Source organism: Streptomyces sp. NPDC014889, assembly GCF_043081205.1.
Taxonomy (GTDB): Bacteria; Actinomycetota; Actinomycetes; order Streptomycetales; family Streptomycetaceae; genus Streptomyces.
Map to the genome: position 1 here is coordinate 39,339 of NZ_JBIBWH010000022.1, position 26,729 is coordinate 66,067.

Genomic DNA, 26,729 nt, shown 5'->3' on the forward strand with positions numbered 1-26,729 from the left:
TCTACTTACTCTCGTCGGCGATCCGATCGAATGCCTTGCGCGCCTCCGCAACGAAGGTGCGCACCTTCAGCCGGTCCTTACGGCCGGACGCGTCCTCCAGTCCCGTGTGCGCGTCCACCGCCGCCGGGCGGACCTTCTCGATGGCCTCCGCGACGTTCTGCGGGTTCAGGCCGCCCGCCAGCATCAGCGGCCGGGGCGAGATCCGCACCAGCTCCGCACTGATGCCCCAGTCGTGCACCAGGCCCGTCGCGCCCTTGGCGCCGGTCGCCGGATTGAAGCTGTCGGTGATGAACATGTCGACGGACTCCGCGGCGCCGTCGACCGTCCTGGCCAGCTCGTCGAGGTTGTCCGCCTTCACCACCAGGCTCTTCAGGACGAAGAGGTGCGGGGCGATCGCCCGCAGCCGACGCAGCTCGGCGGGGGCCACGTCACCGTGCAACTGGATGGCGTCGACGCCCATGTCCGCGCAGAAGGACCTGATCTCGTCCGCGTCGGTCTGGTACGTGATGATGACGCCCTTGTTCCTGGGCTGGATCGCCTTGATGATGGCGGCCGCGTCCGCCTCGGAGAGATCCTCGTTCTTGGCGGGCAGCCGCAGCGCGAACCCGAGCCAGTCCGCTCCCTCCTCGACGATCATGTCCGCCTCGGCCTGGTCGATGATTCCCGCGACTTGGATCAGGTTCTGCATTCTGCTCTCCTATTCCTGGCATCCAGTGCCGACGTCCGTTGGGTGCGGCGCCCTCCCCGCCCCAGGGGTGAACCCGGTTACGGGACAGGGCGTGAAGCGGTCAGCGGGGCGAGGTGCCCAGCGTGTTCTTGAGCTCGGCCACGACGAGTTCGGCGAGGGGCGCGGCCGACGCCGGGTTCTGGCCGGTCATGACCCGCTCGTCGCTCTCGGTGTGGGCTTCGTAGGCCGGCGCCTTGCTGTGATGGGCGCCGCGCTGCTTGAGGCGGTCCTCCAGGAGGAAGGGCATGACGTCGACGAGCCCGAGGGAGTGCTCCTCCTCGTTGCTGAAGGACGTGACCCTCTTGCCTTCGATCAGGCGGGTCCCGTCGGAGAGGCGGAGGTTGACGAGTGCTGCGGGGCCGTGGCACACGGCGGATACGACACCGCCTCGCTCGTAGATGTCGATCGCGATCCGCGCGAGGTCCGGGGAGTCGGGGAAGTCCCACATCGCGCCGTGGCCGCCGACGTAGTAGATCGCCGCATACTCCTCCGACCGCACCTGGGAGGCGGGCCGGGTCACCGCGAGCTTCGCCTGGACGATCTCGTCGGCGAGGAATCCCATGATCTCCGGGTCGTTCTCCTCCCCGTCGAACACCACAGCCGGCGGCTCACCGCCGAGCACCGAGACGAAGTCCACTTCGTGTCCGGCGGACACGAAGACGTTGTACGGGTGGGCCGCCTCCGAGACGCTGTAGCCCGTCCTGTTCCCGGTGTCTCCGAGAACGTCATGGCTGCTGACCGCGAGCAGTATCTTGGCCACTTCTTCTCCTGTGTCTCTCGTGAATCGAGCGGGCTTGGGCTTGGCCGGCGCGGCGCTCCCGGCGCCGCGCCGGGATGTGCCGCGCCGGGATGTGCCGCGCCGGGATGTGCCGTGCCGGGATGTGCCGTGCCGGGCGCCAGGGCGCGGGGGTGGTGCGAAGAAGCAGGTACACCGGCGTTGCCCCAGGTGCGACGGGGCGCATCGCGACGTGAAAGGTCGCGTCGGCGCTACGCGAAGGGGCGCAGGTGCTGTGCGAAGGGGCGCTTCCCGAGCTGGCCGCACCCCTGGGCGCCACCGGCGGTGAGATGTGACCGCAGGTCAGGGCTTGTGGATGAACTCGTTGACGGCGCGCACGAACTCGTCCGGCTTCTCGACGAGCACCATGTGGCCGCTGTCGAACTCGATGTAGGACGAGTTCGGAATCCCGGCGTGCAGGTCACGCGAGTGCTGGGTCGGCACCGCCGCGTCCGGGTTGCACGCGAGGACCAGGGTCTCCGCCTGGACCTTGCCGACGAGGTCGCGGATGTCGGTACGCACGAGCAGCTCCAACTGCCGTATGCGACCGCTCGACGGGCTCAGCTCCGCGCCCATCTTGTCGACCTCGTCCAGGCTGTCGAGGCTGTTGATGAACCGCGGGCTGAACGCGGTGGTCGTCAGCACCCGGCCGAACGCCTTGGGGTCGTGCTTCTGGCTTAGCGTCAGGCCGATCAGGTTCTCCATGTAGCGGTCGGTCTGCACCAGACCGCCCACGGGGACCAGGCGCCGGACATTGTCGGGGTGGAGGGCCGCCGTGGCCGCCACGACCGCACCGCCGAGGGAGAAGCCCACCAGGTCGACCGGCCCGAGTCCGGCGTGCTCGATCACGGCGGCGACCTCGTCGGCCAGCTGCTCCATGGTCAGATCGCCACCGTCGTCCTCGGCCGCCTCGCTTCCGGACAGGTCGGGCAGGATGACCGTGTTGCGCTGTGCGAACTGATCGACCAGGTGCCCGAAGGCCGCCTCGCCGCCCTTGCCGACGCCGTGGACCAGCATCAGGGCGGGGCCCGAGCCGGTGACGCGGTACTGGATGCGGGAGCTTCCCACGGTGATCGTAGGCATGACTGATCATCCCTTCTGGATCGTGAAGTAGATGCGCGTGCACCAGTGACGTGCGGCTGGTGTGCGCAGATTGTCTTTCACGCCGTCGAGCGATCGAGACGGCGGCACGAAACCACGCCCAGGCTCACGGTCCCTTCGGCAACTCGGCGTCAGTTGTGAGGTGCGATGCGTGGCGCGGTCGGTACAAGAGCGGAGTTACCTCGCGGGCCCGGCGTGCGGCACCACGACTTGGGGTCGAGCCATCCACACTCCTGAGGAGTCGGTAATGCATACGCCCACGGCAGGTCCGGCTGGCGCAGGAACACTAACAGACAGATCTGCCTGTTTGTCAACGGCCTTTCTCGAACGCTTGCCCGTAATATGGAACCGTCCGTTCTCCTTGCGAATATAGCTCTGACCTGGGGAAAGGGGACCTCTGGCGTAAACGGGCCGGTCACCTGAAGGTGATTTCCTCAGCGTTGGGCGAGATGCAAGTTGCCTGTTTCTTGAAGCCTGAACAGTAGGCGTCGACCGAGGAAGAGCGCGAAACGCGCGTCGCACCAACGCAGCTAACGGAACGTTAGTTGGGCGATTTCCGGCCAAGCCGCGTAGGACAATGCCGCAGAACCCGTACTCGGCAGGGCCGGCAGCTTCAGGACGCCGTCTGTCGCATCAGCACCTCACAGCGGCCAGGTCCTGACCTGGGCGGCGAACACCGTGCTGTCGTTCTGCACGGCCCTGACATGAACGAGTACGGTGCCCTCCGTCACGGGTTCCGCCGCCTCTGCGATCCAGCAAGGGGGCGCCGAGTTCGGCGTAGCGCCCGAACGTGCTCTCCATAGCCACCGCCAGGACCGGCATCGGGCGGACGGCCTCGCGGCCTGACGGGCGGCCTCCATCTACACCATGCCGGGAATGTGGTCGACCGGGTGGTCGAAGAGGATGCGGTGCAGGGTGTACGCGTGCAGCTGCCAGCGCAGCGACGGGCCTTCCAGCTCCAGGAACACCACGTCGGACCGCAGCGTACGGCCGACCGAGGCGGGGTCGACCACCTGCCCCTGGGCCGGAACCGCGCCGGTCGGCCCGGGCCCGCGCAATCGCTGGTAGACGTCGGGCGAGAGGCAGCTGAACTCCGCCTCGGCAAAAACGACCGAACGGCCGTCGCGCAGGAGGTTCGCCTAGTAGCGCATCCAGGTGAACCGGTCGGCCCGTCAGGCCAGGTCGTGGCAGGCCACCCCCAGCCCCCACCTCGGTCGGGACCGAACGGCGGCCAGGCCCTTTGGCGTGGCGGTGTCAGAAAGCTGTACCCCAGGGGCACGCCGCACTCAGGGTGGGCGAGGAGTGCACCTGTCTGCCGGACGGACTCGGCGACAGGCAGCGGCCGCCGCCGTGGCCGTTCCGTGATCCCGCTGTGTAGCGTTCATGCCGACGTTGGACTGCCTGCTGAGCAGTGCAGACGTTCGCCCTTGACGTCCTTCTGCGGGTCTGTGGTCTCCGAGAACAGTCGCTTATACATACATGCTGGCAACCGCGTCGTACGCTATAGGTCGACCTGTCTTTTTTTCAGAGGATCCACGAGTTGGCACGTCAGGAACGAGCTATCAGAACGCGGCAGGCGATCCTCGAGGCGGCGGCGGCGCTCTTCGACGAGTTCGGCTACGAGGGTGCCAGCACGACGGACATCATCATGCGCTCAGGTCTGACCCGGGGCGCGCTGTACCACCACTTCCCGTCGAAGGAGTCCATCGCCGTTGCCCTGGTCGACGCCCAGTCCCAGGCGCTGGAGGCGCCGGAGCGGGACCTGCGACTGCAGTCACTCATCGACTTGACCTTCGAGTACGCCCGGAAGTTGCAGACGGACCTCGTGCTGCGGGTGGGGGTGCGGTTGACGGTGGAGCAGACATCAATCCGCAGCCACGGCGGCCGCCCCTACCGGGCGGCCGAGGAGGCGGTGCACCACCAGCTCCAACTGGCCGCTCAGAACGGGGAACTGCTGCCCGGCCTCAACCTTCAGGAGGTCACCGACTTCATCGTCGGCGCGTTCACTGGTGTGCAGCTGGTGTCTCACGTGTACTCAGAACGTCAAGACCTGCTGGAACGGGTGTCCGCGATGTGGCGACTGGTTCTGCCGGGACTCGCGGTAACGGGACTGCTGGTACGTCTGCGAGTCACTCCGCCGTAGCGAGCAACGGCCGTACGAGGTCCCACACGTCCGAGGAGCTGTCCGAGTTCCACCAGCGCACCTTGACCCGGCTCAGCGACTCGAGGCCCGCCGCGATCACCACCACCAGATCGGCGACGGCCGTCGCGTCCGGGCGACCGCGCAGCTGCTCGGCGGTGTGCTCGTGCAGCGCCTCCAGCACTTCCTCGCGCAGCCGCGGGGCCGGCTCCTCCGTGCCGTCCGCCGTCAGCCGCAGCCCCGCCCCGACCACGGGATCCTCGCGGGCCGCCCGCCACAGCCCGTCGCCGAAGCGGGCCGGCGGTTCGGCCGACGCGTCCGAGAAGGCCGCGTCCAGCATCGCAGTCACAACGGCGCGAGCCTCGCTGTACACCGAGGCGGCCAGGGCGCCCTTGGTCGGAAAGTGGAAGTTCAGGGCTCCCCGACTCACCCCGGCGTCGCGCGAGATCGCGATTAGCCCGGCGGACCGGAGACCCGTGCACCTGATCCGTGTCGCGGCGGCACGGATTAGTTCGTAACGGGTCTGCTCAGCACGAGGATGCATCCGCTACCACAGTCCTCTCCCACGCACGGGCCGTAATGAGGGGTGCCATCGTTACACCGAGACCACGAAACAGACAACACTGTCGGATATTTGACAGCCGGGCGGGGTGGGCGTTCGCGGCGCTGGTCCGCGACATCGCCGACCTCAGCTGCTACACCGGTGCCGCGGTCACCTGCCCCCAGTTTTCGTAGACTCGTTGGTTATGCGGCCCGGCCTTACTGATCGGTCCGGGCTCGCGCTTCCTGGATGATCCGTTCGAACTCAACGGGCGGTTTCCCGCCGGCCGCGCTGTGGCGGCGCTTGTTGTTGTAGAAGTCCGCGATCCACGTCGCGGTCTTCAGCCGGCGCCTCGGGCCGCGTACGGAACGTGTGCCGGTGCACGTACTCGACTTTGAGGCAGAGTGGATCGACTCCGCGGCGGCGTTGTCCAGGGCCGACCCGACGCGTCCCATCGACTGCACCACGCCCCAGTGGCCACACAGCTGCTGGAACGCCTCAGAGTGTATTCGCTGCAGCGGTCCGTGTGAAAGATGACGCCGTCGACCTGGCCGTCTCTGGTCGCGATCGCCATCTGCAGAGCGGCGCCGACCAGCGCGGCATCGTGCCGCTCGCCCATCGCGTAGCCCAGTGCGCGGCGGGAGAAGGCGTCGTGGACGGAGGCGAGGTAGAGCTTGCCCTTCCGACGCCGGGGCGGCCGTGCCGGTAAACACGGCTGGCACCGCGGCCGGGGCGGCCGGCTCCTCCGCCGCACGGACCGCCGGGTAGAGCTCCGCGAGCTGCCTCAACAGCCGTGCGTAAGCCTCACGTTCTGGGCCCGGCGGCTCGGTCCGAGCCTTGCTGGACTCCCAGCCGGACACCGTGACCCGGCGCACCTTCAGCGCGGCGGCCACTTCGTCCAGCGTCAAGCCGTGTGCCTGGCGCAGCCGCTTGCGCTCCTCCCGGCAGCGGAGAACGGGACGCGACCAAGACGTCGAAACCGGGTCTGTGGGCCGGTCTGCGGGCCGGGGACAGCGGCGAGGGCGCCAAGCACTGGCTGCACATCCTTACCGAGATCAGGACCCGCGGCTTGGGCGACCTGCCCATCGACGGTCGGCTCTCAGCGGTCCACCAGTAGCCCAACCACCTGCTTGAAACGTTCATTTGAGGTTAGGGGCGGGGGGAAGGCGCGGCGTCTTCCCGTCGGCGGCGCATTCGTCCGAATCGTTTGAGGCTGCGGACGTCCATCACTGCTACGACGGCAACTGCTGTCAGTGCTCCTGTGGCCACCGCTGCGGCTAGGCTGGCCCAGCCCTGGGCGTACTGGGTGAGTTTCGCGACTAGAGCGGCAGCGGCACCGCTTGCGCTGATCTGGCCGAGGGTGGATGCGCGCGCGCTTTGTAGGACGCTGCGCAGATGAGAAATACGAGCGAGGTTTACACGCCCGCTCCGAGCGCTTTGCTTTTTCTGTCGTTCGATGTCATCGATGATGTTGTCGAACCGACGGTCAAGGTCTTCTTCGCTGCCGGTCACACGCTTTTGAAGGGTGTGGTAATACCGGTAGAGCATAGGCGCGAGATCATTATCCGTCTTGCTGACCATTGCACGCTCCTCTCATGGTCGAGAAAAAGGGTTCCAGGAGATCTACGTTGACATCTGCCTGGGTCAGCTTGGCGAGGCCTTTCGCTTTTTGACCTCTTCGTGTTGCTGCTGCACCCCCGACCGCTTCAGTCAGTCCCTCACAAGTCAGCAAGTGGATCAGTTGAGCTTCCACGGCGCGGCGCTCTCCGAGGCTGAGCCCGTCGATCGCTCGTAGCACCTCGCGAACGGGTTGCAGATCTTCGGTCAGGTATTCGTCAAACACTTCCTCCAGTTTGTAGTCGGCATATACCTGGAGTCCTGCTTCCGTTCGTTTTTCGCGGACGACCTCTTCTGCGATCTTTCGGATGTCGCAGTAGGTGAAGACGCGATCGGGCTGGGCGAATGCGCGAGCGAATGCTTCGTCTGCAACTTCGAGCGGGTCGATGATGAGGGGCGCACACTCAAGGAGCAGGAACAGCCTCAGCGGGCCTACCTGCTTTTTGTACTGGTTGCGGAGTTCCGCCAGTCGGGCTTCCCGGTTCCGCTTGTCGCGTCGCGGACGGATGATCAAGGCGGCTTCTCCTCCCGAAGAACGCGCCAGCAGTGGCCGGCACTGGAGAGGCCGCCCCTGCGGATTCGTCTCGACGACTGTAGCGGGAGGGGGCCCGCGGGCGTTTATCGAAAGGAAGCTCGCGCAGCATCATGATCACTTCCGGTCTCGGGGCGTCTCTGTGGATGCGCGTCGGCGACTTTTTTTGATCAATTCCATTCGATGGGCACTCAACGAGGAGTGATGTAGGAGACGTTGAGGAATGTTCTCGGTGTCGGCGGCAGCTCGCGTGAGCTGGTCGCCTGTTGTCGGACTCGGGGGTGGGAGTGTCTGCGGAAGCGGTGACGGCGTTAGCTGCGGCTGGGGGGATGGCCGTGGTGCAGGCTGCTGGGACGGATGCGTGGCTGTCGGTTCGGCAGGTGGTCGCCCGGCTGTTGGGGCGGGGTGATAGGCAGCGGGAGGCTGCTGAACTGAGCCGGCTGGACCAGATGGAGGCCACGCTGACGGCGGAGGAGGACGTTGCCGATCAGAGGGAGCGATGGGAGGCGGTGTGGCAGACCCGTCTGGAGGTGATGCTCGAGGCGCTTGATGCGCAAGCTCGGGCTGTCGCCGTCACTCAGCTGGCCGAGGTGGTCGCCACTGCGCAATCTGTTCGTGGTGGGGTGCAGGCATCGCCCGGTGGTGTGGCCGCGGGCGGGGATGTGCGTATCGCTGCGGAGGGCGGCTCGGTGGCGGGCGCGGTGGTACAGGTGGAGGGCGGTGTGCATTTGGCGGGCCCTTTCCCTTCCGAGGAGCGGCTTCAGGACTGATTTCGGTGCAGGAGACCGCTGGGCAGTTGGTTGCGCAGAATGGCGCGGTGGCCGCAGGGCGTCTTGAGGTGGGCCAGTTGGTGGTGGCTGCGCCGTCGCCCGGTGGTTCTCGGGTCATGACACTCGCCTCCCCGATGGGTTTGCGTCATCCTGAGCGTCCGTTGCGAGGTCGTGGGGCGCTGTTGAATGATCTGCAGGGACAGTGCAGCGGGCGCGGGGATGGCCGGCTGCATGTTCTGCACGGGTTGAGCGGCAGTGGGAAGACGGCCCTGGCGTTGGAGCTTGTTCACGGGCTGCACGCTCAGTTCGGGGCGGTTTTTGGTCGTTGTGCGTGGTGGATCGACGCCCGGCAGGACGCGCTGTTTGAGGGCGGGCTTCGGGCGGTGGCCAGGCGGTTGGGTCTTCCGGGTGATGTGGTCGATGCCGAGGAGATGGTTGATGCTCTGTGGCACCGGCTGAGTCAGGCCGAATGGCCATGGCTTCTGGTGGTCGATGGGGTAAGTGATCCTTCGTTGCTTGACGGGCCGGGGCAGTTGGCAGCTGGTACCGGGTGGATCAGGCCGCACTCGTGTCGTTGTGGGTTGGTCGTGGTCACCACGTATGACGGGACGGCGGAGATCTGGGGCTCGGGCGCGGTGTTGCATCCGGTGTTCCCTTTAGCCGAGGAGGATGCTGCTCGTGTGTTGTTCGATCATGCTGGGCCGAATGCCGGATCGTGGAGCGGCGCCGTTCGTCTGGCGCACCGATTGGGCGGCCTGCCTTTAGCTTTGCGGATGGCGGGAGCTTATTTAGCCGAGGTGAATGGAATGCCGGATGCTTTTCGTGACACTGACATGCCTGCGGAGTTCGATGCGTTCGTGCGGGCGTTGGATGAGCCAGTCGGCCAGGACCTGCATCCAGCTCCGGTGATCGCTGACACCTGGCGTCTTGCACTCGACATGCTCGAGCGTCGGGGTTTTCGGTACGCCTCCGCCGTCTTGGTGTTGCTGTCGGGCTTCGCTGATGCTCCCGTTCCGTACACCCTCGTGCTGCGTTCTTCTCTTTTGGGCGGGAAGCCGGGTTTCGAGGGAATCGACGGCAGTACTGTGTGGCGGACCTTGCGTGCTCTGGCGGCGCTCAGTCTGATTGACTTTTCCCCTGTGGAGGGTGCTGGCCCCTCCGCTGCACCGTCCGGGGGCGCTCCTGCAAGTGTGCGAGTGCATCCACTGATCAGGTACCTCAGTTGCAGTCCGCGCTACTTCGCCCTTGTCGTCACCCTGTTGGGGTACGCCTGCGGGGCCGAGCAGGCGGGCAAGCCCGAGGAGCCCGATACGTGGGCTGCGTGGTCCTTGTTGGCTCCGCATGCGTTGTCGCTGGTGGAGCAGGAAGCCGCCCTGGAAGGTACGCCGCTCGAGGTTCAGGTTGCCGGAGCCGAGGCGGCGGAGATGGCTGCTCGCTATCTCCAGGCCCGCGGGCTGTCCCGGCAGGCCGGTTCCGTCTTTGAGAAAGTCGTGGCATGGCGCACGCGCCTTTTGGGCCCGATGGACTCGGAGACGCTCACGGCACAGCACAATCTCGCTGGGGCTCTGCACGACGTCGGTGAGCTCGCTCAGGCCGAGGCCACCTATAGAGAGGTGTGGCTGGGCCACTGCGCCGTTCGGGGTGAGGTCTTTCCTCACGCGCTCACCGCCCGGCATGAACTGGGGCGGGTGCTGCACGACATGGGGCGCTTGGCGGAAGCCGAGGAGCATCTGTCTGCCGTCTTGGAAAGCCGGCGGCAGTCTCACGGGGACGAATACGGCGCCACGTTGTCCGCTCGTCATGAGTTGGCGCGGGTGTTGCATGACCTGGGCCGTTGGGAGGAAGCACGCCGGGAGTATGCGCAGGTCCTTCAGGCACGGCGTCGTGATCTCGGCGACAACCATCCCCGGACGTTGACCGCGCTGCACAACCTCGCCTGTCTGGAGCAGGATGAGGGGAAGTTGGACAGTGCGCTGCGTCAGTTCCGTCGCGTGCATGCCGCCCGGTCACAGGTTCTTGGGCAGACGCATCCTCAAACGCTGTCGACGGCTTACCGGCTCGGGTGCGCCTTGCGGGACACAGGAGACGCTCCTCAGGCGCAGGCACTGCTGCAGCACGTCCACGCAGAGTTGTCGTCGTCTCTGGGAAATGGGCATGCCCACGTACAAAGAGCGGAGCAGGCTCTGCACAGTCTTCCTGCGGCTCCTGGGTAGCCGTGCAGTGCTTACGTGTGGGCGTCTTTGATTCTGCTGACTGCTGCCAGGAGGGTGGTCAGTGTCTCCACGACGTTGGCTGCTCCTGCTTCTCTGAGCATGCGCGCATGGCTTCGCTGGGTGGCGACGCCGATGAACTGCACTCCCGCAGCCCGCGCGGCCAGGGCGTCAGCCACGGACTCCCCGATGAGGAGCGTGCGTGAGCGGTCGCCTCCTAGACGGCTGGTGGCCAGAAAGATGGCATGTGGGTGAGGTTTCATCAGTCGTGGATCGGTAGGACGCCCGAAGACGCCCAGTTGCGGTGCACTACCGGTTTCGGGATGCAGGTGTGTGAGGAACGTCTGGACGGCGGCGGTTGCGTGATCGGTCACCACGGCTAAGCGCCAGGGTCCTCGGCTCAGTGCGCCCAGGAGCTGCGCCGCACCGGGCAAGGGCTCCGCGCGACGCGCTGCCGCAGTCTCATAGGTGGTCAGGATGCCGTCGAGCTGACGAATTTGTTCCGGCGATCCCCGGTCAACCGCCGAGCGGAGTAAGGAGACAGGATCGGCAGTCCCACTGGAGTCGGTACTCAGATGCAGGCCGCTGGCCGCTTGCGCCAAGTGGCCGGATACCGAACGCACATTGTCGGCGAAGAGCCGGCACAGGATACCGTCGAAGCTGAACAAGACGGTCTGCGATTGAGCAAAGCGCTGACGCAGCCAGGCTAGTTCTGGCGGATCACTCACAGCAGTGTGCTGCTCGAAGTGCCGCACGCTGTCATCCACCCAGGGGTATAAGACGTCGTACCAGCGTTTGAAGGTGAGGTAGTGCCGTTGGCCTTCCCTGGAGATGTCATATAAGCCGGGACTGGATTCGTCGGTCTTCCTCGGAAGGGGCCGTATCAATGGGGTAAGCGCTGCGTCGTGAATCAGTGCAGGAGAAATCATGGCCAGTGCCCGTTCCCTAGAGCGGGCGAGGTGAAGCTGGCTCAGCGTCTCCCAGCTGCCGGGCGCAAGCTGCGCACGGAAGAAGACGTCCAAGCGCTGAGGCAGGCTGGTGATCAGCTGATCGATTCGTGCTTCTTCACTTTCCATGCGTCGGCGTGCCCGCTGCTGTTCCTGGGCAGTGGGGCCGTAGAAGGCGGTGGCTGCCTCGATGGCCTGCCGGCGCCGCATCTCCCGCAGGACCAGTGTTTCCTGGCGCAGGATGCGTGCAAGCGTCGGTGCGGAGCGTGCGTAGCAGGTGGCTATCTCCTTGACCGCTCGGTCTTCAGTTTCCGGCACGTCCGTCCGACCAGGCTCCAGGTGTGTCTCGATGACAGTAGTGAGGGCTCCTCGGATGCTGCCGAGGCGCTGGCGGACTGCGGGCGCGTTGGCTATGTGCCGTTCCAGGGCCCGCATCGACACTCCAAGAGCGGCTGCCAGACGCGGGCTCAGGCCGTAGCGGCCTTCGGCCGTCAGGCCCATCGTCTCCAGTCTGCGGTAGCTATGCGGTGTCAGTCCGAGTTCGCTGCACAGGTCGCTGGCCCGCAGGCCGTTGGCGCGACGCAGGTCGGCCAACTGCCATGCCCGCATGTTGGATTGGTTGGCCAGCTCCAGAGGATGGATACCCAAAGCCTCAGCAAGCTGCCGGATGCGTGGTGGGTCGGGGACGCGCTGACCGTTTTCGTAGGCGAGGATCTGTGCCTTGCTGGCACCAACTTTCTCGGCCAGCTCCTCGGCGCTCAGGGTGCCCTCCGGGGCCTTCAGGCGTGCCTGGCGCAGGCGGGCGCCGGAAAACATGAGAGCCAAACCTCTCGCCATTAACGGGCCCCTCTCGCTTCGGCGCGGTACATTTTACGTGCGTTGCACCCAAGGGACAGGGGGCCATTCGCTTTGCCTGCAAGCCCGCAAGCTGGGCGAGTGTGCCATCAAGGAACACTGCCCCCTCCCAGGGAGCCGCTCCGGACGACGACAGTGGAGTCCGAACGGGTGACGAACCAAGGCCGCCAGACAAGGAGCGGGCCCCGCGGGGGTTTGCTACTGCTAATCCGCGGGACCCAGGCCGGCGACCCACCGTCACGCAGAGCCTCTCCGTCCCACCGGGGAGGCTCTCCGGCTATAAGAGCCGGGTCACACGTGACACTGGTCTCCGTCCTTCGGCTCCGGTGGATCCGAGGCGGAGCGCATGACCACCCCCCTCCATCTGCGGCGGCTACGGAAGGTCGAGGTCAGCTGGCCCGTAAGTCACCTGGCCTCGCCTCCCATCACCCGACGTTGAGGAGGAGGTGACGAAGACATTACCTGGCTGTCGCCCGCACGCGTTTACGAGCATTTCCCCCATCGTGATGCCACCGTTCAGGGAGTGCGCACCATGCGCTCCCCCGCTCCCTCGCGCGCCGGAGCCGCGGAGCCCGGCATCAGCCGGGAAGCCGGGAATTGGGGGGCGGTTTCACGCCCGGGCGGCCTAGACGGAGTGAAAGGCGCGGAGGTGGTGAAAGGGGGCGTGCGGGACGCTCACGCGCCCCTCTTGAGATGCCACACTACCGGGCAGCCGCTCCGAGAACGGGTGATCGCCCTCGAGCGGCAGGACGCCTTGAGCAGTTCCACCTCTTGCGGGCCTGAGCGAGCTGCCCGCGGTCGTGAGCCGGGGCGGCCGTCAACGCGTCAACCACGCCATCCGCGAGTCCTCTCGCCGCACCGAGCGCCCTGTCGACCGCCGGATGCATACGCGGAGCCTCGTACCTGCCGCGCGAGCGTACGGCTTGGCGGGACCGCAGACCCGCTTCTCCGTGATCGCCCGCTCCGCCACCGCACCACCTGCCTGTTGCAGAAGCAAACGAAGTATTGTCGGTGCTCCTGGGTTGAGGCCGCAGCAGCTCCCGTGAGCATCAGGGACTCCACCAATCTCAGTACGCCTCTGTAGTGCCGAGCGTGAGCTCGCTGTCATCGAACTGGTTCGCGGGCCGCAGGTGCAGCGATAGGGGGAAGCAGAGGTGGTGCGGCAAGGTGTCCGACTGCTCGATCGCCGGATCGGCGAGTTCGGCGGCCAAGCGCTGATCGTTCATCGAAGAGGGCGGGCGTTCTCGGGGCCGGCCACCCATACTCCCTACGACATGTCAGGTCCAATGCGACGAAGGCGACCAAGGCAGTAACGGTGACGTCCCTGCTCCGCATGGGTGAACTGGATCTCGATACACGCCCGTCCAGCCGATTCCTACCGCTATCTGTAAAAGCATGCTCAAGAACACGATGCGTACCACAGCGATCGCCGTTCTGGTCTTTCTCTCCCCGTCCGCACCCGTATCAGCCGTCGGCGAAGCCGACCCGGCACATGCCGAGATCGACTGCCCAAACGGGTACGTCTGCATCTACCCCGAAATCAACTTCGGCGGCCAGCCGTGGGTACGGCGTGCCGTGGACGGTGGCGTGAAGGACCTGCCCTCCGCAATCCGTGACCGCGGCAGCTCCATCCGAAACAACTCCGACCGCACCGCCCGGGTCTACGAGAAGCGGAACTACAGCGGCCGGTGGGTCTGCGTCACCCGCAGCGGCGGCTCCATTCACGACCTGCGCGGCTACAACCTCAACGACCAGACCCGCTCCTTGAAGATCAACCGCAACGACTGCGGATAGACCGCCCCGACGAACAGGAGGGGGTAGGTGGCAGCAGGACTGCTGCCGTCCTGTTCAGTGCCCGGCGGCGCGCCCCCAGGCCCCTTGAAAAGGGCGGACTCGATCCAACGAACGACAAACGCAGTCGCCACGGGGCAGGGCAGCCCTGATGCAGCAGTCGTCGGCTGGCCTGACCTCAGGCTCCTACTGGCTGAGGAGTTGCGAGTAGGGTCTGAAACGCGTCCTGTCTTCCGGGTCAATGACGCCGTCGAGGTCGGTGAAGTAAAACGACGTCGTCGTGCCGGCCACCACGTCGAGGATGAACTAGCCACATGACACTGGATAGGCCTCCCAGAGGGGGCCGCGCCCCTCGTTGAGCAGGACGGTCCATTGCTCCGGCTCGACACCGGGCCGCACCAACCACTCACGACATCCCCCCTGCACCATGTCGACAGGGAGGCACACAGCGGGTGGGCGGGCCGGGACCCCGGCCCGCCCACCGCGCGCCCGGCCGGCACCCACCCAGGTGCTGCTCGTCCCGCCCGGGACATCTCCCGATAGCCCCTCAGGGGGCACGAGGGTGTCTCTTTCACGACGCGGCAAGCGACGGAAGACCGCTCCTAGTGGCGGCGCGTCGACAACCGGTACTCGCCAACCGCCACTCCAGGCTCATGCGTGCGCGTGGGCGGCAGCAAGCTAGGCGGCAGTTCGTTGCGGTGACGGCGGAGGATCTGCCGCAGCGCACGGCCGCGGGCGGGGTACGGGCGGTAAGCCATGGCGCACAGCATGGCAGGCGATCAGACCTCGCTCGGCCACGTCGTCAACACGCTGCCCTGCTTGCCGGAGAGGGCGATGCGGGCACCGGGCATACTGTCGCACTCCCCCACCCGCGACGAGAACTTGTTGAGCGGCTGGTAGCTGTTTCCTGTGTGCACGCGACAGCGCTCGCAAGGATCTATCCCCATTCGAGGCGTACCGGTCTTTGTGCGATTGACGCTGCGGCCCGGACCTGCACAGCGCAAAACGAGTCGCGGCGCAGGGAGCCCGGGTTTCGTACGGGCCCAGCCCAGGCTCGACGGTCCACCCAGGAGGCCATCGCAGGCTCTGCGCTACCCCAGCACGCGTCCGATGAGCCCGCCGCGGGCAGGTGACGCGGCTCTCTAACGGTATCCACCGCGCCATACCCGAGCCCGGTACCGACGTCCTGTCGCTTCGCCACCCCGGAGTCGTCAGCGGCCCCAGCTAGGCCGACCCCATGTCCGCGGCCCTGGCCGTCTTCCACAGCTGGGCCCTCCACCGCCTCGACACCGAGCACTGACCCGTACAGCGTGAGAAGGACTTCACCGGCCTCACCGTCCATGTTGATGGCCCACAGAACCGCGCGGGATCCCGTCGAGGCCAAGCACCCACCACACACTGATGATGGTGCCCTGTATCTAGACCAAGCGTGCTGCTGCGTCTCCCGTACAAGCAGTTGCCTCACATGCAAGAGCGTGGGCTTCCCCGTACGAGTTTGTCGGCCCGGCCTCGTCTCGCTGGCCGCTGGTGTCGTAGATTCTGCTTCCGCGCGCGAGGGTCCACTGCAGGTCTCCCGAGTCTGAGCAGGCCTGCCACGACCTGAGCAGCCCGGTTGCTGCCAGTTGGTCAAGCAGGGCAGGTAGCTCCGCGAGCGGGACACCGCAGGCGCGCGCCATCTGGTCGAGTTCGCTCAGGCCGCTGCCCGCTTCCGGGTCAGTTTGCGCTGCGAGGTAGACGCTTGCCAGTTGCGGTAGCGGTCCGATTGCCCCCGCTGTTACGGAGGAACTGGCGCGCAGTGCCCAGTCCGCGGCACGCATCCGGTCGGGGCGGGCTGCGGCTTGGCCGAGGAGCGCGGCGTCAAGTAGTTCGGCAACGACCTCGTTGGCCGCGTTTGCGGGTACTGTGCACAGCCATCGCGCGTGCTCCAACTCGTGCCATGGGCCCTGGATGGCGTTGAGTCGGAGGCTGCGCAGCACGCCTTTGGGCAGCCGGACATGCATTTCGGCGTTCACGCGGAGGGCGCACTGCAGCGCAAGCAGGCGCGCGGCGGGCGACGTGCCTGCGGGAAGCGCTGCGGCCAGGTAGCTGAGGATTTCGCGTACCCGGATCTGTTCGCCTGGCCCCTTGGGGCGGCGTCTGTGTCGTCGGCGGGTTTCCGGCTGCAGCGGTGCGCGGGTGAGGACGGTGTCGGGCACTACGGCGGCCTGTGCCGTTGCTGCGGCGCAGGCGCTGCAGGCATCGGCGAGTCGCCATCGCCGTCCGCCGTATTCGCGTGCGAGGAGGAGGCGGATGGGGCCGGCGCAGCCGCGGTGGCGGGGGTGCCAGGCGCAGCCGCGTTCGTGGCATTGGCAGATGCGCAGGTGCGGGGGGCGGAGGTCGCCGCGTGCGTGCCGTGCGAGGTGGGCCAGGGCGGCCGAGCGGGCGGCGGCTGTGGTGATGCGCGTGCTGCCGTGTGGGCAATGCCGGCACACGAGGACGAGCCCGCTGGCGTGCGGGTGCAGTTCCACGGTCCAGGTGCGTGGCGTCGCAGGGCATGTTGTGCGCAGCGTCATGGGCGCGTGTTCCTCCTGCTGCTTCCGCGCCGATTGCGTCTTCGGTTGTGGGGGTGGCCGACCACCGTAGTGCAGAGGTCTGCCCTGCCGCAGTTGATGCCACCTGGGCAAATAGGGCAGAGGTCTGCACTGACAGGGCAGGGGTCTGCACCGTCGGATGGGCAGGTGACGATCTTTCCGCCCGATCCGGACCTCGATGCGCTGCGGTTGGAACTCGCGCGTCTGCGGGCCGCGCGCGGGTGGAGCTACGACGAACTCGCCGCCCGCAGCGGCCTGGCCAGGCGCACTCTCATCGAGATCGAGCAGGGCCGCACCATCGGCACGCTGAAAACCTGGCACGCTCTCGCTCACGCTCTGGAGACTCCGTTCGACGAGCTGTTCAGCACCCTGTGCCGCGGGCATGACCTGCCCGGTTCGCCCCGGGACTGACAACGCACAGGTGGCTGCTAGAGACCACCCGAATCGGCGAGACCGTATCGAACCTGGGATCAAACGTTCGCACACCAGTCACAACACATGAGGCCGACCGGGCGACACGTCAGCATTGCTGTCGTGGATCCGGCGTGTTGACTGGCAGGTTCGCCCGCATGCGCTCCACACAACCTTCTGCGGCCCGGCGCTGGGACGGCAGTCCGATCGCCCAGCGTGTGCGCTGCTCCCTGCAGGTCACCCCCGGCGACGTCAGTCGGCTGCTGCGCTGCGGCCAAGTCGACCGATGCCGCGAGTGCGGCAACCGAATCGAGTGGTACCACCGCAGCAGTCAGCGGACCGTCCGCCTCCATCCCCGCGAGCTACCGGCCGCCCGGGTACCGGCGGCGTGCCGCTGGCACGTCAGCTCCGGCGTCGCCTACCCGACGGGAGACGGCAGTGGCTGGTGTCGTCTGCCGCACGCCGTCGTATGCCCTGCCCAACAGGCACCCGCAGCCCCTCCCGAGTTGGCCGGGCTTCGCCAGGCTCTAGCAGTAAACACCCGCCGCCTGATCGACACCGGCGCCTTCACCCCTCCCCCGGCTGTTCCGGACGGCCCGGCACCCCAGGATGGAACCTCGCCGCTCTGCCGCCCGACCCGGCCCATCGTGCAGTTGCTGTACGTGCGCTACCTGGCCGCCCGCCCGGTGGACGAGATCCAGTGCGTCGCCCGGACCAGGCGCCGCCACCGCTGCACCAACACCCTGCTCTCCCCCGGCGCCCTGGCCGGCGTCTGGAGGCTGGTTCCGGCCACCGAGACGAGCGGTCAGCTGGCTCTGCCCTCTGCAGTCATGGCGGTCTACGACCTCAGCAGCGTCCCGTACGCCGAACAGCTGCGGTGGCGCGCCCAGCGTTGCCTGCAGCACGCCGCGATCCCCACGGTCGCCGACCTGGCGGTGGCCGACTGGGAGCTCTTCGACCCGCTGCGCCACCGCGAGCACATCCACAACCGCCTGCCCGCCCCTACCCGGCGCCCTGACCTCGCGGGCAGGACACATCAGGCAGTCCGCCCATGACGCCCTTCCATGCCGTCGAGATCACCCTGACCAGGCCCGCCACCCACAGCGAGTTCCGGCACGCCCGGGAAAGGTTCGGCTGGCCGTCAACGCGGACCGTACCCGGCTGATGGCGGTCCAGAACGCACGCAGCCCCGACGGTGCCCTGCACGTGCTGGGACACCAGTTGGGTTCACGGTTACCGATCGACATCCTGACCACGCACTACCCGGACCGGCACGGCCAGGTCCTGCTCAACATCGCTCTCAGCCGCTCGGTCGATACTGCCCTGCGCCGCAGGGCAGCGGTCCTGGCGCAGCGGCCACAGGATGTGCTCAGCCAGTGCGTGACCGCGGACCTTGCCCGGCGTGAGCAGGAACGCACTCGGCGCCTGGAGGACCGGCTCGAGAGCCTGCTCGCCCACCACACTCTCGAAGAAGTCCTGGTCTGCGCGGCCCGCGCACTACCCAGTCGGCATGTCGGCAGCGCCGTGAGCCCATCGTGAAAGCTGCGCCGTGCCAGGACGGCGGCGAAGGCCGCTGTCCTCACTCCCCCTGATGCTTCTCTTCTTTCGCGGAGCCCTTGTTGCATACGCCCACCGACGAACAGGCGCACGCTGCTGACGTTTTCCGGGCCGGTCACCATCTCGTCCTGCAGGCCGGTGCTGGGACAGGGAAGACCAGCACGCTCGGCCTGCTCGCGGCCGGCACCCGCCGCCGCGGCCGCTACCTCGCCTTCAACAAGAGCATCGCCCAGGACGCCGTCACACGCTTCCCCCGCACGGTGCTGTGCAAAACCGCCCACGCCACGGCCTTCGCCGCCGTCGGTCACCGCTACTGCCGCCGACTCAACAGCCCACGCCAGCCCGCATGGAAAACCGGCCAGGCGCTCGGCATCACCCGTCCGGTCCGCATCGGCGCTCACGAGATCAGCCCCCGGGCGCTCTCCCACACCGTGCTGCGCACCGTCACCCGCTACTGCCACTCAGCCGACCACACCCTGGCCCCCCACCATGTGCCACGCCTGCGCGGCCTGGACACACCCGGCGACCACGCCCAGCTTGCCGACAAGGTGGTGAGGTTCGCCACCAAGGCCTGGGCCGACCTGCATAACCCCGACCAGGGCGTGGTCCGTTTCGAACACGACCACTACCTGAAGATGTGGGCCCTGACCGGGCCGAGGATCGAAGCCGACTTCCTTTTCCTTGACGAGGCCCAGGACACCAACCCGGTCCTGGAAGAAGTCTTCGCCGCTCAGCGCGACCATGCGCAGCTCGTCATGGTCGGCGACTCCGCCCAGGCCATCTACGGCTGGCGCGGCGCCCGCGACGTGATGACCGGCTTCGATGCCACCCCCCTCACCCTGACCCGCTCCTTCCGCTTCGGCCCCCTGATCGCCCAGGAGGCCAACCGGTGGCTCATGCTCGCCGACGCCCCCATCCGCCTGACCGGCACCGAGACCATCTCCGCCGAGGTCGGGAGCCTCACCCGCCCGGACGCGGTGCTGTGCCGCACCAACATCGGCGCCATGGCCGAAGTCATGCGCCTGCTCGGTGCAGGCCACCGCGTCGCGCTCACCCGCGGAGGACAACAACTGGCCGGGCTGGCTCTCGCGGCCCGCGACCTCAAGGACGGCCGCCGCACCACCCACCCCGAACTCGTCCTCTTCCCTTCCTGGGGCGAACTGCAGGACTACGCCGCCCACGACCCCGCTGGACGCGACCTCCAGCCCTTCGTCGACCTCATCGACACCCACGGCCCCGACGCCATCCTCACCGCCGTCGACCAACTCGCCAGCGAGGACCACGCCAACGTCACCGTCACCACCGCCCACACCGCCAAAGGCCGCGAATGGCCCACCGTCCAAATCGGCGACGACTTCCCTCCACCAAAGGACACCGACCAGCACGACGAGCAAGGACGCCCCATCCCAGAACCCGTCAACGACACCGACGCCCGCCTCGCCTACGTCGCCGTCACCCGCGCCCGCCACCAACTCGACCTCGGCGGCCTCTCTTGGATCAACACCCACCCCACCGCACTGGCCCCAGCTACTCCGAGGTTTTCGGTTCAGGGTGACGATGGCCCGACAGCGGGTGCGGACAGTTCCCTGCCGATTCGAGCTGCCGGCCTAAGGTCAACGCTGATGTAGGTGCAACTGCTCGATGCTACGAACGGTCCAGGATCAGGTCCCCGGCCGAAGCACACGCCGTCGTGCCGCCCACTGGGCGCTGCACCCACGCCGTTAGTAAAGGAAAGTCCCTCCAGCCAGATCGACGCCGGGACAGTACTCTTGAGTCGAAAGCCCCGGTGGACCGCTGACCTCGGTCAAGTCGCCGGGGCTAAGCCATGTCCAGAACGAACGGCACCGACGCCGGGACCAGGATCGCTCAGCGCTGGTCCTTGGCGAGTAGGTCAGCGTGCGCGCCAGGTGCGGACTTCGAGGTGGATGATCTGTGCGTCTGCACGGATGCGTCCGGTTTCCACGAGCCACTGGCGTACGGCGGCGGTCACGTCGCCGGCGGCGGCATCGACGCGGCGGGCGAACTCGGCGGCATCGAAGCCGCCGGTGGGGCCGGAGCCGTAGGAGCGTTCTTCGGTGTGGTCGGCGCGTTGGATGATGTTGCGGCGGATGCCGGGTGAGTCGGTGCGGCTGCCGGAGGGGTGGACATAGCCGGTCTTGGCGAGGCGGACGGTGAAGGCCAGGCGCAGGCCGCGCCGGGCGGCTTCGGCGATCAGGGGGCGCAGGCGGGTGGAGCCGGAGGCGATGGCCTGGACGCCGACGCGGCCAGCGCCGGTGCCGGTGGGGGTGATCAGGACGGCTTTGGTGCGTACCCGGGCGGGGGCACCGGTCGCGGTCGTGCGGCGGTGGGTGTGGCGGGCGGCGATGGCGGCGAGTTCGGGCAGGTCGGTGATGCCTCCGGCTTCGACGGCGGTGAGGACTTCGCGTAGGGCGGTGACGAAGGCGGCGCCTTTGTTCCGGGTGTAGAACTGCGAGACGAGGGAGGGGTCGCGGTTGATGATGCGGGCGATGTCGCGTTTGGTGTAGCCGGCCTGTTGGAGGCGGTCGGCAAGGCGTGCCGCTTCGTTCGACCCTCTCTGGTTTCTTGGGCGGTTGCGGCGGGGGCGGGGCGGCATCAGGCCTCCTGGCCGGTGGCGGTGAGGGCGGCGCGTCCGGCGTCCCGCAGGGTCAGGAGTTCTTCTTCGGTGGTGGGGGCGGGCAGGGGGCCGGTGAGGTGGCCTTTGAGGAGGTAGTCGCCGGGCTGGTGGTGGTGGGGCCAGTTCTGGGGCTGGGTGAGGTAGAGGGCGTCGGTGCGGAAGGCGATCACTGTGCCGGGCGGGGTGTGCAGGGCTCCGGCGTAGGTGTCCTCGTCGCGGTGGCGTTGGGTGAGGAGGGCGGCGCGGGCGCCGGACCAGATTGCGGCGGCCCATTCGGGGTGGGCGTTGGGATCCCGGGCGAAGCCGGTGGGCTTTTGCCAGGTGATCAGTTCGTCGTCGAAGGCGATGATCTCGGCGTCTGGGGGCACGTCGCGTTCCAGGGTTCGGGGGGTGGTGCCGGTGACCATGCGGGGGCGTTGGGCGAAGGAGCCGATGCCGTACAGGAGGATGGAGCGCACGGCGCGGGAGGCGAGGTGGGCGGCGCGGGCCTGTTGAGCGTCGCCGTGGAAGTGGGCCTGGGCGGAGAGGTTGGTCCAGGTTTCCTTGAGTTTTTTGGCCCAGTCGTCGAGGGGTTTGCCGTCGTCCCACAGGATGCCGTCGAGGATTTCGATCTTCCACGGCTGGAGTGGGTTGGTCAGGGCGGCGTGGATTTCGGGGCCGCCGGCCCAGGTGGTGAAGGTCGCTCCGGGCGCGGCCGGGTAGTGCCAGGCACGGTCTCCGGGGGCGGGAGCTGGGAGGAGGCCGACATGGTTCCAGGTGTCGGGGACCATCACGCGCACCTGCCAGTGCCCGCACCCGTACAGGGCGCGGATCTGTTCCTTCTCCGGCCAGGAGGCGAAGGTCGCGGCGGTGATGCGGCGGGGGGTGCCGACCGGGGACTTCCAGGTGTGTTTGGCGTAGGCGAAGGTGCGGTCGTACTCGACCAGTTGGGGCAGCTGCTCGGGCACACGGGGCGGAGTGATCAGTTCGTTGCGGCCTTGCCCTGCGGTGGCGTGCAGCAGGCCGCGCAGCTCCTGCGACAGGACGGGGAAGCCGTCGGCGTACTGGCCGCGTTGCGGGATGGTGCGGGTCCACAGGTCACGGCCGGTCTGGGAGGGGGATCCCATGATGACGGCGTCGGGCCAGTGACGGCGCAGGGCCTGCCACAGCAGGACGAAGGCGTCGCGGATGGTGGCTGGGGTGTCTCCGTCGGTGTCGAACCACTCCCCTACCGAGCGGATCTCCACGTGGCTGTCGCCGTTCTCGAGCTGGTAGCGACCGACGGGGTTGCGGGCGTGGACGAAGTGTCCGGCCATCCGGTCGCGGCCGCGGCCGGTGTCGGTGCGCCAGCCCGGTGTGGGGGCGTTCAGCCAGGCGGCGACCGCGTCGCGCAGGTAGGGGTAGCGGTCTGCGTTGCGGTGCCAGGGGTCGCCGGCCGTGATGTAGATCCGCTCTACGCCTTCGGGGATAGTGTGGAAGACGGCGGTGAGGATGTCGGCGGCCGACCTGCTGCCGAGGTCGAGGTGATGGGTCTGGTTGCGGTGGACCAGGAGTCCTGTGGTGGTGTCCAGGAAGACGGTGGAGCGGGCCTGCTGGGTGAAGTTGGGCCGGGTGGAGGCCAGACCAGGAGTGTGGGCGAGCCAAGCATCGCCCGCCTCGCCTTCGGGGATGGAGGGCAAGATTCGTGGCGCTTCCGGTGCGGCGGTGACCGCCGAGGCAGGCTCAGGCGGCGTGGCGCGCCGTGCGGGCGCCGACGCTGCGGACTGCGCGGCCGGTTCGGGCTCGGCTTCAGTAGAGGGTGCGCTTGGAGCGTGAGCCGGGGGCGGCGCTGGGGCGCTGGTGTCTTCGGTGAGGCTGTCGGGGGCCAGGGCAGGAGCGATGGTGACGACGTCGGCCACGCTCAGCCCGGCTGCCGGGGCGATTCGCTCCGCTTTCGCCTTCTCGTAGGAGGCCAACTGGACGATCCGCTTGTCCCTGTCGGCTTCCAGCCGTGCCAGCGCTGCCCGGGCCTTCTTGATCTGATCCCGCAGGGTGCGCAAGTCGGCGAGCGCGGTGTTGTAGCTCTGTGCGTCCATCGGGGTCCCTTGTGCGGCTGTGGGTCAGCTGGGTGTGTGGGGGGTGACGTAGGCGATGGCGCCGCCGGAGTGGGATTCCAGGCGGGTGCCGAGCAACAGCGTGGCTAGGGCACGGTCATCTCGTCGGTGGGAGGTGAGTTCCATGGTGGGGGCGGCGAGGTCGGTGATGTAGCCGGCGAGGCGGGCGTCGGGGAATGCGTAGCGGCCCGTGCTGTTGCGTGTGTAGGTGTCCAGGCCGGTCAGGGTGGCGACGACGTAACCGGACACGGTGACGGGCAACACTCCTGCGGCGGCGATGCTGGAAGGGTCGCAGCGCCACCAGCCGCGCAGGCTTTTGAGGAGATGATCGGGGCCCAGGTGTGGGGCGTACCCGATCCATTCGCGGTCGTCCTCGTCGACGCGGCGTGCGGCATCGACGCGCAGGACGGCGATTTCAGATGCATTGAGGCGGTGCAGGGGGGCGTGTGAGCGCTGGTGGAGGGCCTGGACGACGTCGAGGGGGATCATGACACGGACGCCACGGTGGGAAAGGCGGGGCAGGATTCCAGCGTGGATGAGGCGGCGCAGGGTGGTGATGGCGCAGCCGAGTTCGGTGGCGGCCTGGCCTGTAGTGAGCAGCACGGCCGTCTCTCCCCTCCAGCCCATGAGTGTCTGGTGTTGCGCCAGGAACGCTAGTGGCTCACCCCACATCATGCAAGCCTGATCAGATATCTGATCAGGCTTGTAAAATTCTGTGCTTGTTACAAGACGTTGAAGCGGGCCTGGTCTGCGGCGGGTCCGGTCGCTCCGGTCTTCAGCAGGCGGCTTTCGATGGCCTGTTCGCTGCGGCCGAACTCCTGGCTGAGTTCGGGGATGGTGGCTTTTTCGGCGCAGCGGCGAGCCAGTCGGTGTTCTTCCTCATCGGTCCAGCGGGCGTGGGAGTTGCGGTGGACAAGGCGTCGTTGTTGCAGGATCGGGGAGGGGGTGGGCGGAGCTGCAGGGGCAGTGCGCTTTCGGCCGCCAGGTGTGGAGAGCAGGCCCAGCCGGGTGAGTTCTTGGTAGATGGCGCCGCGGCTGCAGCCGAATTCTGCGGCGAGGACGGTGAAGTCGCGTTCCTGGCGGAAGCGGGCGGCGAGCCGGGCACTGTCGGGGGTGGTTCCCGCGCCGCTCTGGCGGGGAGCAGGGAGGGAAGCGGGATTGGTGAGGGTGCGGGCGGCGGCGTCCAGGAGGCGGGCCAGGGACTGGAGGTCGCCTGGGTCGAGGGCGCCACAGAGTTCGCCGCGGATCTCTCCTTGTTCACTGCTGATGGTGAGTTCGACGGTGAGTTGCCCGTTGTCGCATCGGGTGCCGCTCAGGAGGTAGCGGCGGCCGTTTTCGGCGAAGGCCGTCTCGAGACAGGGTGCCCGCCCAGCATGGGGCGGGTTGGCCGGCTCGGGTTCAGACAGGGGGGCGGCCCCCATGGGGGTGGCAAGGAGGGTGTGAACGTTCCAGGTAGCCAGGAAGCGGCCGCCGGTGTCGAGTTGGTAGGTGACGGGGCCGGCTTCGAGATCGGCGACGCCGTACAAAACGGTGAGCCGCTGTCCGACGAAGGGATTGTGCGCCTCGGGGGTTCCTGGCACTGGCTGGTAGGTGATCGTGCCGCGGCCGGGTTCCTCCTTGGGGTTGAGCAAAACGGCGTCGGGATCACCGTGCCAGCGTCCGCGGCTGTCCTGGAAGGCGTAGATGAGGGTCATGGGCGATTCCGAGTGTTAGTAGTGGAACTGGATGAGGTGCAGGTCGGTGATGGTCACTGCGGCCTGCTGCTGGCCGAGGGGCAGGGCGCGGAAGAAGTAGGCCTCGCCGATGCCGTCGGCGAGGATGCGGCGTAGTTCGTCTTCTGGGGCGTTGCGGTGGCGGGCGTCGAAGAGGTGGCGGGCGTGCAGTGCCGGCAGGTCTTCGGTCACTCGGAGCAGGCGGGGGTCGTCGAACTCGCCGCTGAGGGTGGTGAAGCGGAAGCGGGCGTGGAGTTGTGCGGTGACGCAGCCGTCGTGATCGAGGATCTGCTGGTGTGCGCGGTGGCGGATATGCGGCTGCCAGGTGCGGTAGATCTCGTGCTCGATGAGGGTGGCGTGGGTGGGCTGGAGGTCGTGTGTGTCGCCCTCGGCCCACCGGGTGAGGGCTTCGGGGTAGGCGAACAGGCGTGGTGCCAGGGCGTCGGGGCTTTGGGTACGCAGCAGGTGGCGCAGGCGTGCGGCGGGACGGGTGGGGGGTAGCCGCGTCCAGTGCCGGGCATCGGCGAGGTCGAGCGCGTGGGCGATGGAGGTGTTCGGCAGCGGCACGGTAAGAGCGGTCTCCTCAAGGGCGTGTTACCGGTGTCCGCCTTGGCTCGTTGTCCGTGCGGAGGGCTCGGGCGGGTGTCCGGCAGGGCATGCGGGAGGCAGGTATGGATGCGGAGGCGGCGCCGAAGCCGGTGGAGCTTCACCCGGTGCTGGGCGAGTCGGCGGCGTCGTTTGTCCGGCGGCTGGCACATCTGAACGGGCTGCCCGCTGCGGAGGTGCTACGGGAGGCGGGGGCGCGCCGTCCGCCTGGGGACCTCGATCCGTGGGCACATGAGGTGTTCTTCAGCAAGCAGGCCGCGGACCGGCTGGCGGTCATGGCCTGGCGCACACCCCAGGAGCTGCGCTGCGCGCTGCCCACGCTGGCGTGGGCAGCGGGGCGGCCCGGCCGCCGGCCGGCAGTGCGCATGGAGCCTTGGCCCGGGCGGTGGACACCGCTCGCGCCGTGCGAGGGCTGTCTGGCGCGACGGGAGGATCTGGTGACGCCGGTGGTGCTGGCCAGCGGCGAGCCGTGGCAGGTGTGCGTGCGCCACGGCCGCTGGCTGCGCGCCGCCGGCGACCGGCCCGCTCAGGTCAGCCTGACTGGTTTGCAGGAGGTAGTGGAAGCGCACCGACGGCGGGTGCGCCTGCAGCAGCAGGTGGGACCGTATGCGCGGGCGCTGTTGGCCGATGCCCTGCAGGTGACCGCCGGCTGGTGGCAGAGCCGCCAGATGGGCGCGGAGGCGGAGAGGGTGTGGGCCCGGCGGGAGGCGGTCTTGGGCCCAGGACGGCAGATGTGGTCGGTGCCGGTGGTGGTCTACCCGGAGGCCGTCATCGTCGCCGAGGCGATGGCCGTGTACGAGCGGCAGCGGCGCTGGGGTCGGGAGTTCGACAACGGTGCACCGGCCTGGGTCTCGCGGCACTGGATCGCCTTCGTGGGCGAGCGCCTTGGCATGCCGGGCCCGGTGGAGCAGGGCGGCTACCGGATGCTGCGGGAGTGGACACTGCAGCACCGCATCGCTCAGCCCGTGGTGGACCGGCTCGCACAGCCGGCACCGCCGCCGGGCTACCGGACCGAGCGGCTGCCTGTGATGGATCCCCACCAGTGTCTGCCCGAACACGGTCCGCTGGAGGACGCCTCCTGTCTGGACTGGCGTCTGGGCCGACCGGTGATGGCTGCGGAATAAGGGATGGCCGGCCGCACGGCTCGGGCGGGCGGCGCA

Annotated in this window: 26 protein-coding genes and 3 pseudogenes; 10 read left to right on the plus strand and 19 right to left on the minus strand. The window is 67.8% G+C overall.

Features of this window, described 5'->3' with window-relative positions:
• Position 1: 1 nt before the first annotated feature.
• The 4 genes from ACF09J_RS32600 to ACF09J_RS32615 all read right to left on the minus strand — a co-directional run bounded on the left by ACF09J_RS32600 (position 2) and on the right by ACF09J_RS32615 (position 3,616).
• The gene (locus tag ACF09J_RS32600) at positions 2-688 is read right to left on the minus strand and encodes a phosphoribosylanthranilate isomerase (RefSeq protein ID WP_392309072.1); all 687 of its coding nucleotides are present in this window, start codon (positions 686-688) and stop codon (positions 2-4) included.
• Positions 689-788: 100 nt separating this feature from the next.
• Positions 789-1,487: a type 1 glutamine amidotransferase domain-containing protein gene (locus ACF09J_RS32605; RefSeq protein ID WP_392309073.1), complete on the minus strand. Its 699-nt coding sequence runs from the start codon at positions 1,485-1,487 to the stop codon at positions 789-791.
• Between the two features lie 318 nt (positions 1,488-1,805).
• Positions 1,806-2,585: an alpha/beta fold hydrolase gene (locus tag ACF09J_RS32610; protein WP_392309074.1), complete on the minus strand. Its 780-nt coding sequence runs from the start codon at positions 2,583-2,585 to the stop codon at positions 1,806-1,808.
• A gap of 878 nt (positions 2,586-3,463) precedes the next feature.
• Positions 3,464-3,616: a hypothetical protein gene (locus tag ACF09J_RS32615; protein WP_392309075.1), complete on the minus strand. Its 153-nt coding sequence runs from the start codon at positions 3,614-3,616 to the stop codon at positions 3,464-3,466.
• Between the two features lie 527 nt (positions 3,617-4,143).
• On the opposite strand from ACF09J_RS32615, the gene ACF09J_RS32620 reads away from it, so the two are divergent.
• Entirely contained in the window at positions 4,144-4,746 is a 603-nt protein-coding gene (locus ACF09J_RS32620; RefSeq protein WP_392309076.1) for a ScbR family autoregulator-binding transcription factor, read from the plus strand.
• On the opposite strand, the gene ACF09J_RS32625 is transcribed toward ACF09J_RS32620, so the two are convergent.
• From ACF09J_RS32625 to ACF09J_RS32650, 6 genes and pseudogenes are all read right to left on the minus strand, one after another.
• Positions 4,733-5,287 carry a TetR family transcriptional regulator gene (locus tag ACF09J_RS32625; protein WP_392309077.1) on the minus strand — a complete coding sequence of 185 codons (555 nt, stop codon included), beginning with the start codon at positions 5,285-5,287 and terminating at the stop codon, positions 4,733-4,735. The two genes, ACF09J_RS32620 and ACF09J_RS32625, sit on opposite strands and share 14 nt — an antisense overlap.
• Positions 5,288-5,502: 215 nt before the next feature.
• Positions 5,503-5,751: an integrase core domain-containing protein gene (locus tag ACF09J_RS32630; RefSeq protein ID WP_392309126.1), complete on the minus strand. Its 249-nt coding sequence runs from the start codon at positions 5,749-5,751 to the stop codon at positions 5,503-5,505.
• 44 nt (positions 5,752-5,795) lie between these two features.
• A pseudogene (locus ACF09J_RS32635) lies at positions 5,796-6,038 on the minus strand (DDE-type integrase/transposase/recombinase); the annotation flags it as partial.
• Positions 5,920-6,298, minus strand: a pseudogene (locus ACF09J_RS32640) (helix-turn-helix domain-containing protein); the annotation flags it as partial. The pseudogenes ACF09J_RS32635 and ACF09J_RS32640, both read right to left, overlap by 119 nt.
• A 135-nt stretch (positions 6,299-6,433) precedes the next feature.
• A complete protein-coding gene (locus ACF09J_RS32645) occupies positions 6,434-6,865 on the minus strand; it encodes a hypothetical protein (RefSeq protein WP_392309078.1) in 432 nt (143 codons plus the stop codon).
• Positions 6,846-7,415 carry a hypothetical protein gene (locus ACF09J_RS32650; RefSeq protein WP_392309079.1) on the minus strand — a complete coding sequence of 190 codons (570 nt, stop codon included), beginning with the start codon at positions 7,413-7,415 and terminating at the stop codon, positions 6,846-6,848. Before ACF09J_RS32650 ends, ACF09J_RS32645 begins: the two co-directional genes overlap by 20 nt.
• A 347-nt stretch (positions 7,416-7,762) precedes the next feature.
• Here ACF09J_RS32650 and ACF09J_RS32655 point away from each other — a divergent pair, with 347 nt between their 5' ends.
• Together ACF09J_RS32655 and ACF09J_RS32660 are read left to right on the plus strand one after the other, a co-directional pair.
• Complete coding sequence (locus ACF09J_RS32655) at positions 7,763-8,203, plus strand: hypothetical protein (protein ID WP_392309080.1); 441 nt, start codon at positions 7,763-7,765, stop codon at positions 8,201-8,203.
• Positions 8,204-8,208: 5 nt separating this feature from the next.
• A complete protein-coding gene (locus tag ACF09J_RS32660) occupies positions 8,209-10,416 on the plus strand; it encodes a tetratricopeptide repeat protein (protein ID WP_392309081.1) in 2,208 nt (735 codons plus the stop codon).
• Positions 10,417-10,427: 11 nt separating this feature from the next.
• On the opposite strand, the gene ACF09J_RS32665 is transcribed toward ACF09J_RS32660, so the two are convergent.
• Positions 10,428-12,176, minus strand: coding sequence for a helix-turn-helix domain-containing protein (locus ACF09J_RS32665; RefSeq protein WP_392309082.1), 1,749 nt, complete (start codon positions 12,174-12,176; stop codon positions 10,428-10,430).
• Between the two features lie 1,106 nt (positions 12,177-13,282).
• Positions 13,283-13,426: a hypothetical protein gene (locus ACF09J_RS32670; RefSeq protein ID WP_392309083.1), complete on the minus strand. Its 144-nt coding sequence runs from the start codon at positions 13,424-13,426 to the stop codon at positions 13,283-13,285.
• 199 nt (positions 13,427-13,625) lie between these two features.
• On the opposite strand from ACF09J_RS32670, the gene ACF09J_RS32675 reads away from it, so the two are divergent.
• Positions 13,626-14,009, plus strand: a complete 384-nt coding sequence (locus ACF09J_RS32675) for a peptidase inhibitor family I36 protein (protein ID WP_392309084.1) — start codon at positions 13,626-13,628, stop codon at positions 14,007-14,009.
• A gap of 776 nt (positions 14,010-14,785) precedes the next feature.
• Here the strand turns inward: ACF09J_RS32675 and ACF09J_RS32680 are convergent.
• Positions 14,786-14,923, minus strand: coding sequence for a hypothetical protein (locus ACF09J_RS32680; RefSeq protein ID WP_392309085.1), 138 nt, complete (start codon positions 14,921-14,923; stop codon positions 14,786-14,788).
• 501 nt (positions 14,924-15,424) lie between these two features.
• On the minus strand, positions 15,425-16,558 hold the full coding sequence (locus ACF09J_RS32685; protein ID WP_392309086.1) for a hypothetical protein: 1,134 nt from the start codon (positions 16,556-16,558) through the stop codon (positions 15,425-15,427).
• Between the two features lie 165 nt (positions 16,559-16,723).
• Here ACF09J_RS32685 and ACF09J_RS32690 point away from each other — a divergent pair, with 165 nt between their 5' ends.
• The 5 genes and pseudogenes from ACF09J_RS32690 to ACF09J_RS32710 all read left to right on the plus strand — a co-directional run bounded on the left by ACF09J_RS32690 (position 16,724) and on the right by ACF09J_RS32710 (position 20,172).
• Complete coding sequence (locus ACF09J_RS32690; RefSeq protein ID WP_392309087.1) at positions 16,724-16,987, plus strand: helix-turn-helix transcriptional regulator; 264 nt, start codon at positions 16,724-16,726, stop codon at positions 16,985-16,987.
• Between the two features lie 158 nt (positions 16,988-17,145).
• Positions 17,146-17,532: pseudogene (locus ACF09J_RS32695) on the plus strand (DUF6083 domain-containing protein); the annotation flags it as partial.
• Positions 17,533-17,634: 102 nt separating this feature from the next.
• The gene (locus ACF09J_RS32700) at positions 17,635-18,042 is read left to right on the plus strand and encodes a hypothetical protein (RefSeq protein WP_392309128.1); all 408 of its coding nucleotides are present in this window, start codon (positions 17,635-17,637) and stop codon (positions 18,040-18,042) included.
• 109 nt (positions 18,043-18,151) lie between these two features.
• Positions 18,152-18,526: a hypothetical protein gene (locus ACF09J_RS32705; protein WP_392309088.1), complete on the plus strand. Its 375-nt coding sequence runs from the start codon at positions 18,152-18,154 to the stop codon at positions 18,524-18,526.
• 80 nt (positions 18,527-18,606) lie between these two features.
• A complete protein-coding gene (locus ACF09J_RS32710) occupies positions 18,607-20,172 on the plus strand; it encodes a UvrD-helicase domain-containing protein (protein WP_392309089.1) in 1,566 nt (521 codons plus the stop codon).
• A 263-nt stretch (positions 20,173-20,435) separates the two neighbouring features.
• On the opposite strand, the gene ACF09J_RS32715 is transcribed toward ACF09J_RS32710, so the two are convergent.
• The 5 genes from ACF09J_RS32715 to tpg form a co-directional block, all read right to left on the minus strand.
• Complete coding sequence (locus ACF09J_RS32715) at positions 20,436-21,158, minus strand: helix-turn-helix domain containing protein (protein ID WP_392309090.1); 723 nt, start codon at positions 21,156-21,158, stop codon at positions 20,436-20,438.
• Positions 21,158-23,233: a hypothetical protein gene (locus tag ACF09J_RS32720; RefSeq protein WP_392309091.1), complete on the minus strand. Its 2,076-nt coding sequence runs from the start codon at positions 23,231-23,233 to the stop codon at positions 21,158-21,160. Before ACF09J_RS32720 ends, ACF09J_RS32715 begins: the two co-directional genes overlap by 1 nt.
• Positions 23,234-23,257: 24 nt before the next feature.
• Positions 23,258-23,854, minus strand: a complete 597-nt coding sequence (locus ACF09J_RS32725) for a helix-turn-helix domain-containing protein (protein WP_392309092.1) — start codon at positions 23,852-23,854, stop codon at positions 23,258-23,260.
• 119 nt (positions 23,855-23,973) lie between these two features.
• The gene (locus ACF09J_RS32730) at positions 23,974-24,945 is read right to left on the minus strand and encodes a hypothetical protein (protein WP_392309093.1); all 972 of its coding nucleotides are present in this window, start codon (positions 24,943-24,945) and stop codon (positions 23,974-23,976) included.
• Positions 24,946-24,960: 15 nt separating this feature from the next.
• On the minus strand, positions 24,961-25,530 hold the full coding sequence (gene tpg, locus ACF09J_RS32735) for a telomere-protecting terminal protein Tpg (RefSeq protein ID WP_392309094.1): 570 nt from the start codon (positions 25,528-25,530) through the stop codon (positions 24,961-24,963).
• Positions 25,531-25,634: 104 nt separating this feature from the next.
• Between tpg and ACF09J_RS32740 the strand changes: the two genes are divergently transcribed.
• Complete coding sequence (locus ACF09J_RS32740; RefSeq protein ID WP_392309095.1) at positions 25,635-26,693, plus strand: hypothetical protein; 1,059 nt, start codon at positions 25,635-25,637, stop codon at positions 26,691-26,693.
• The last annotated feature ends 36 nt before the right edge of the window (positions 26,694-26,729 follow it).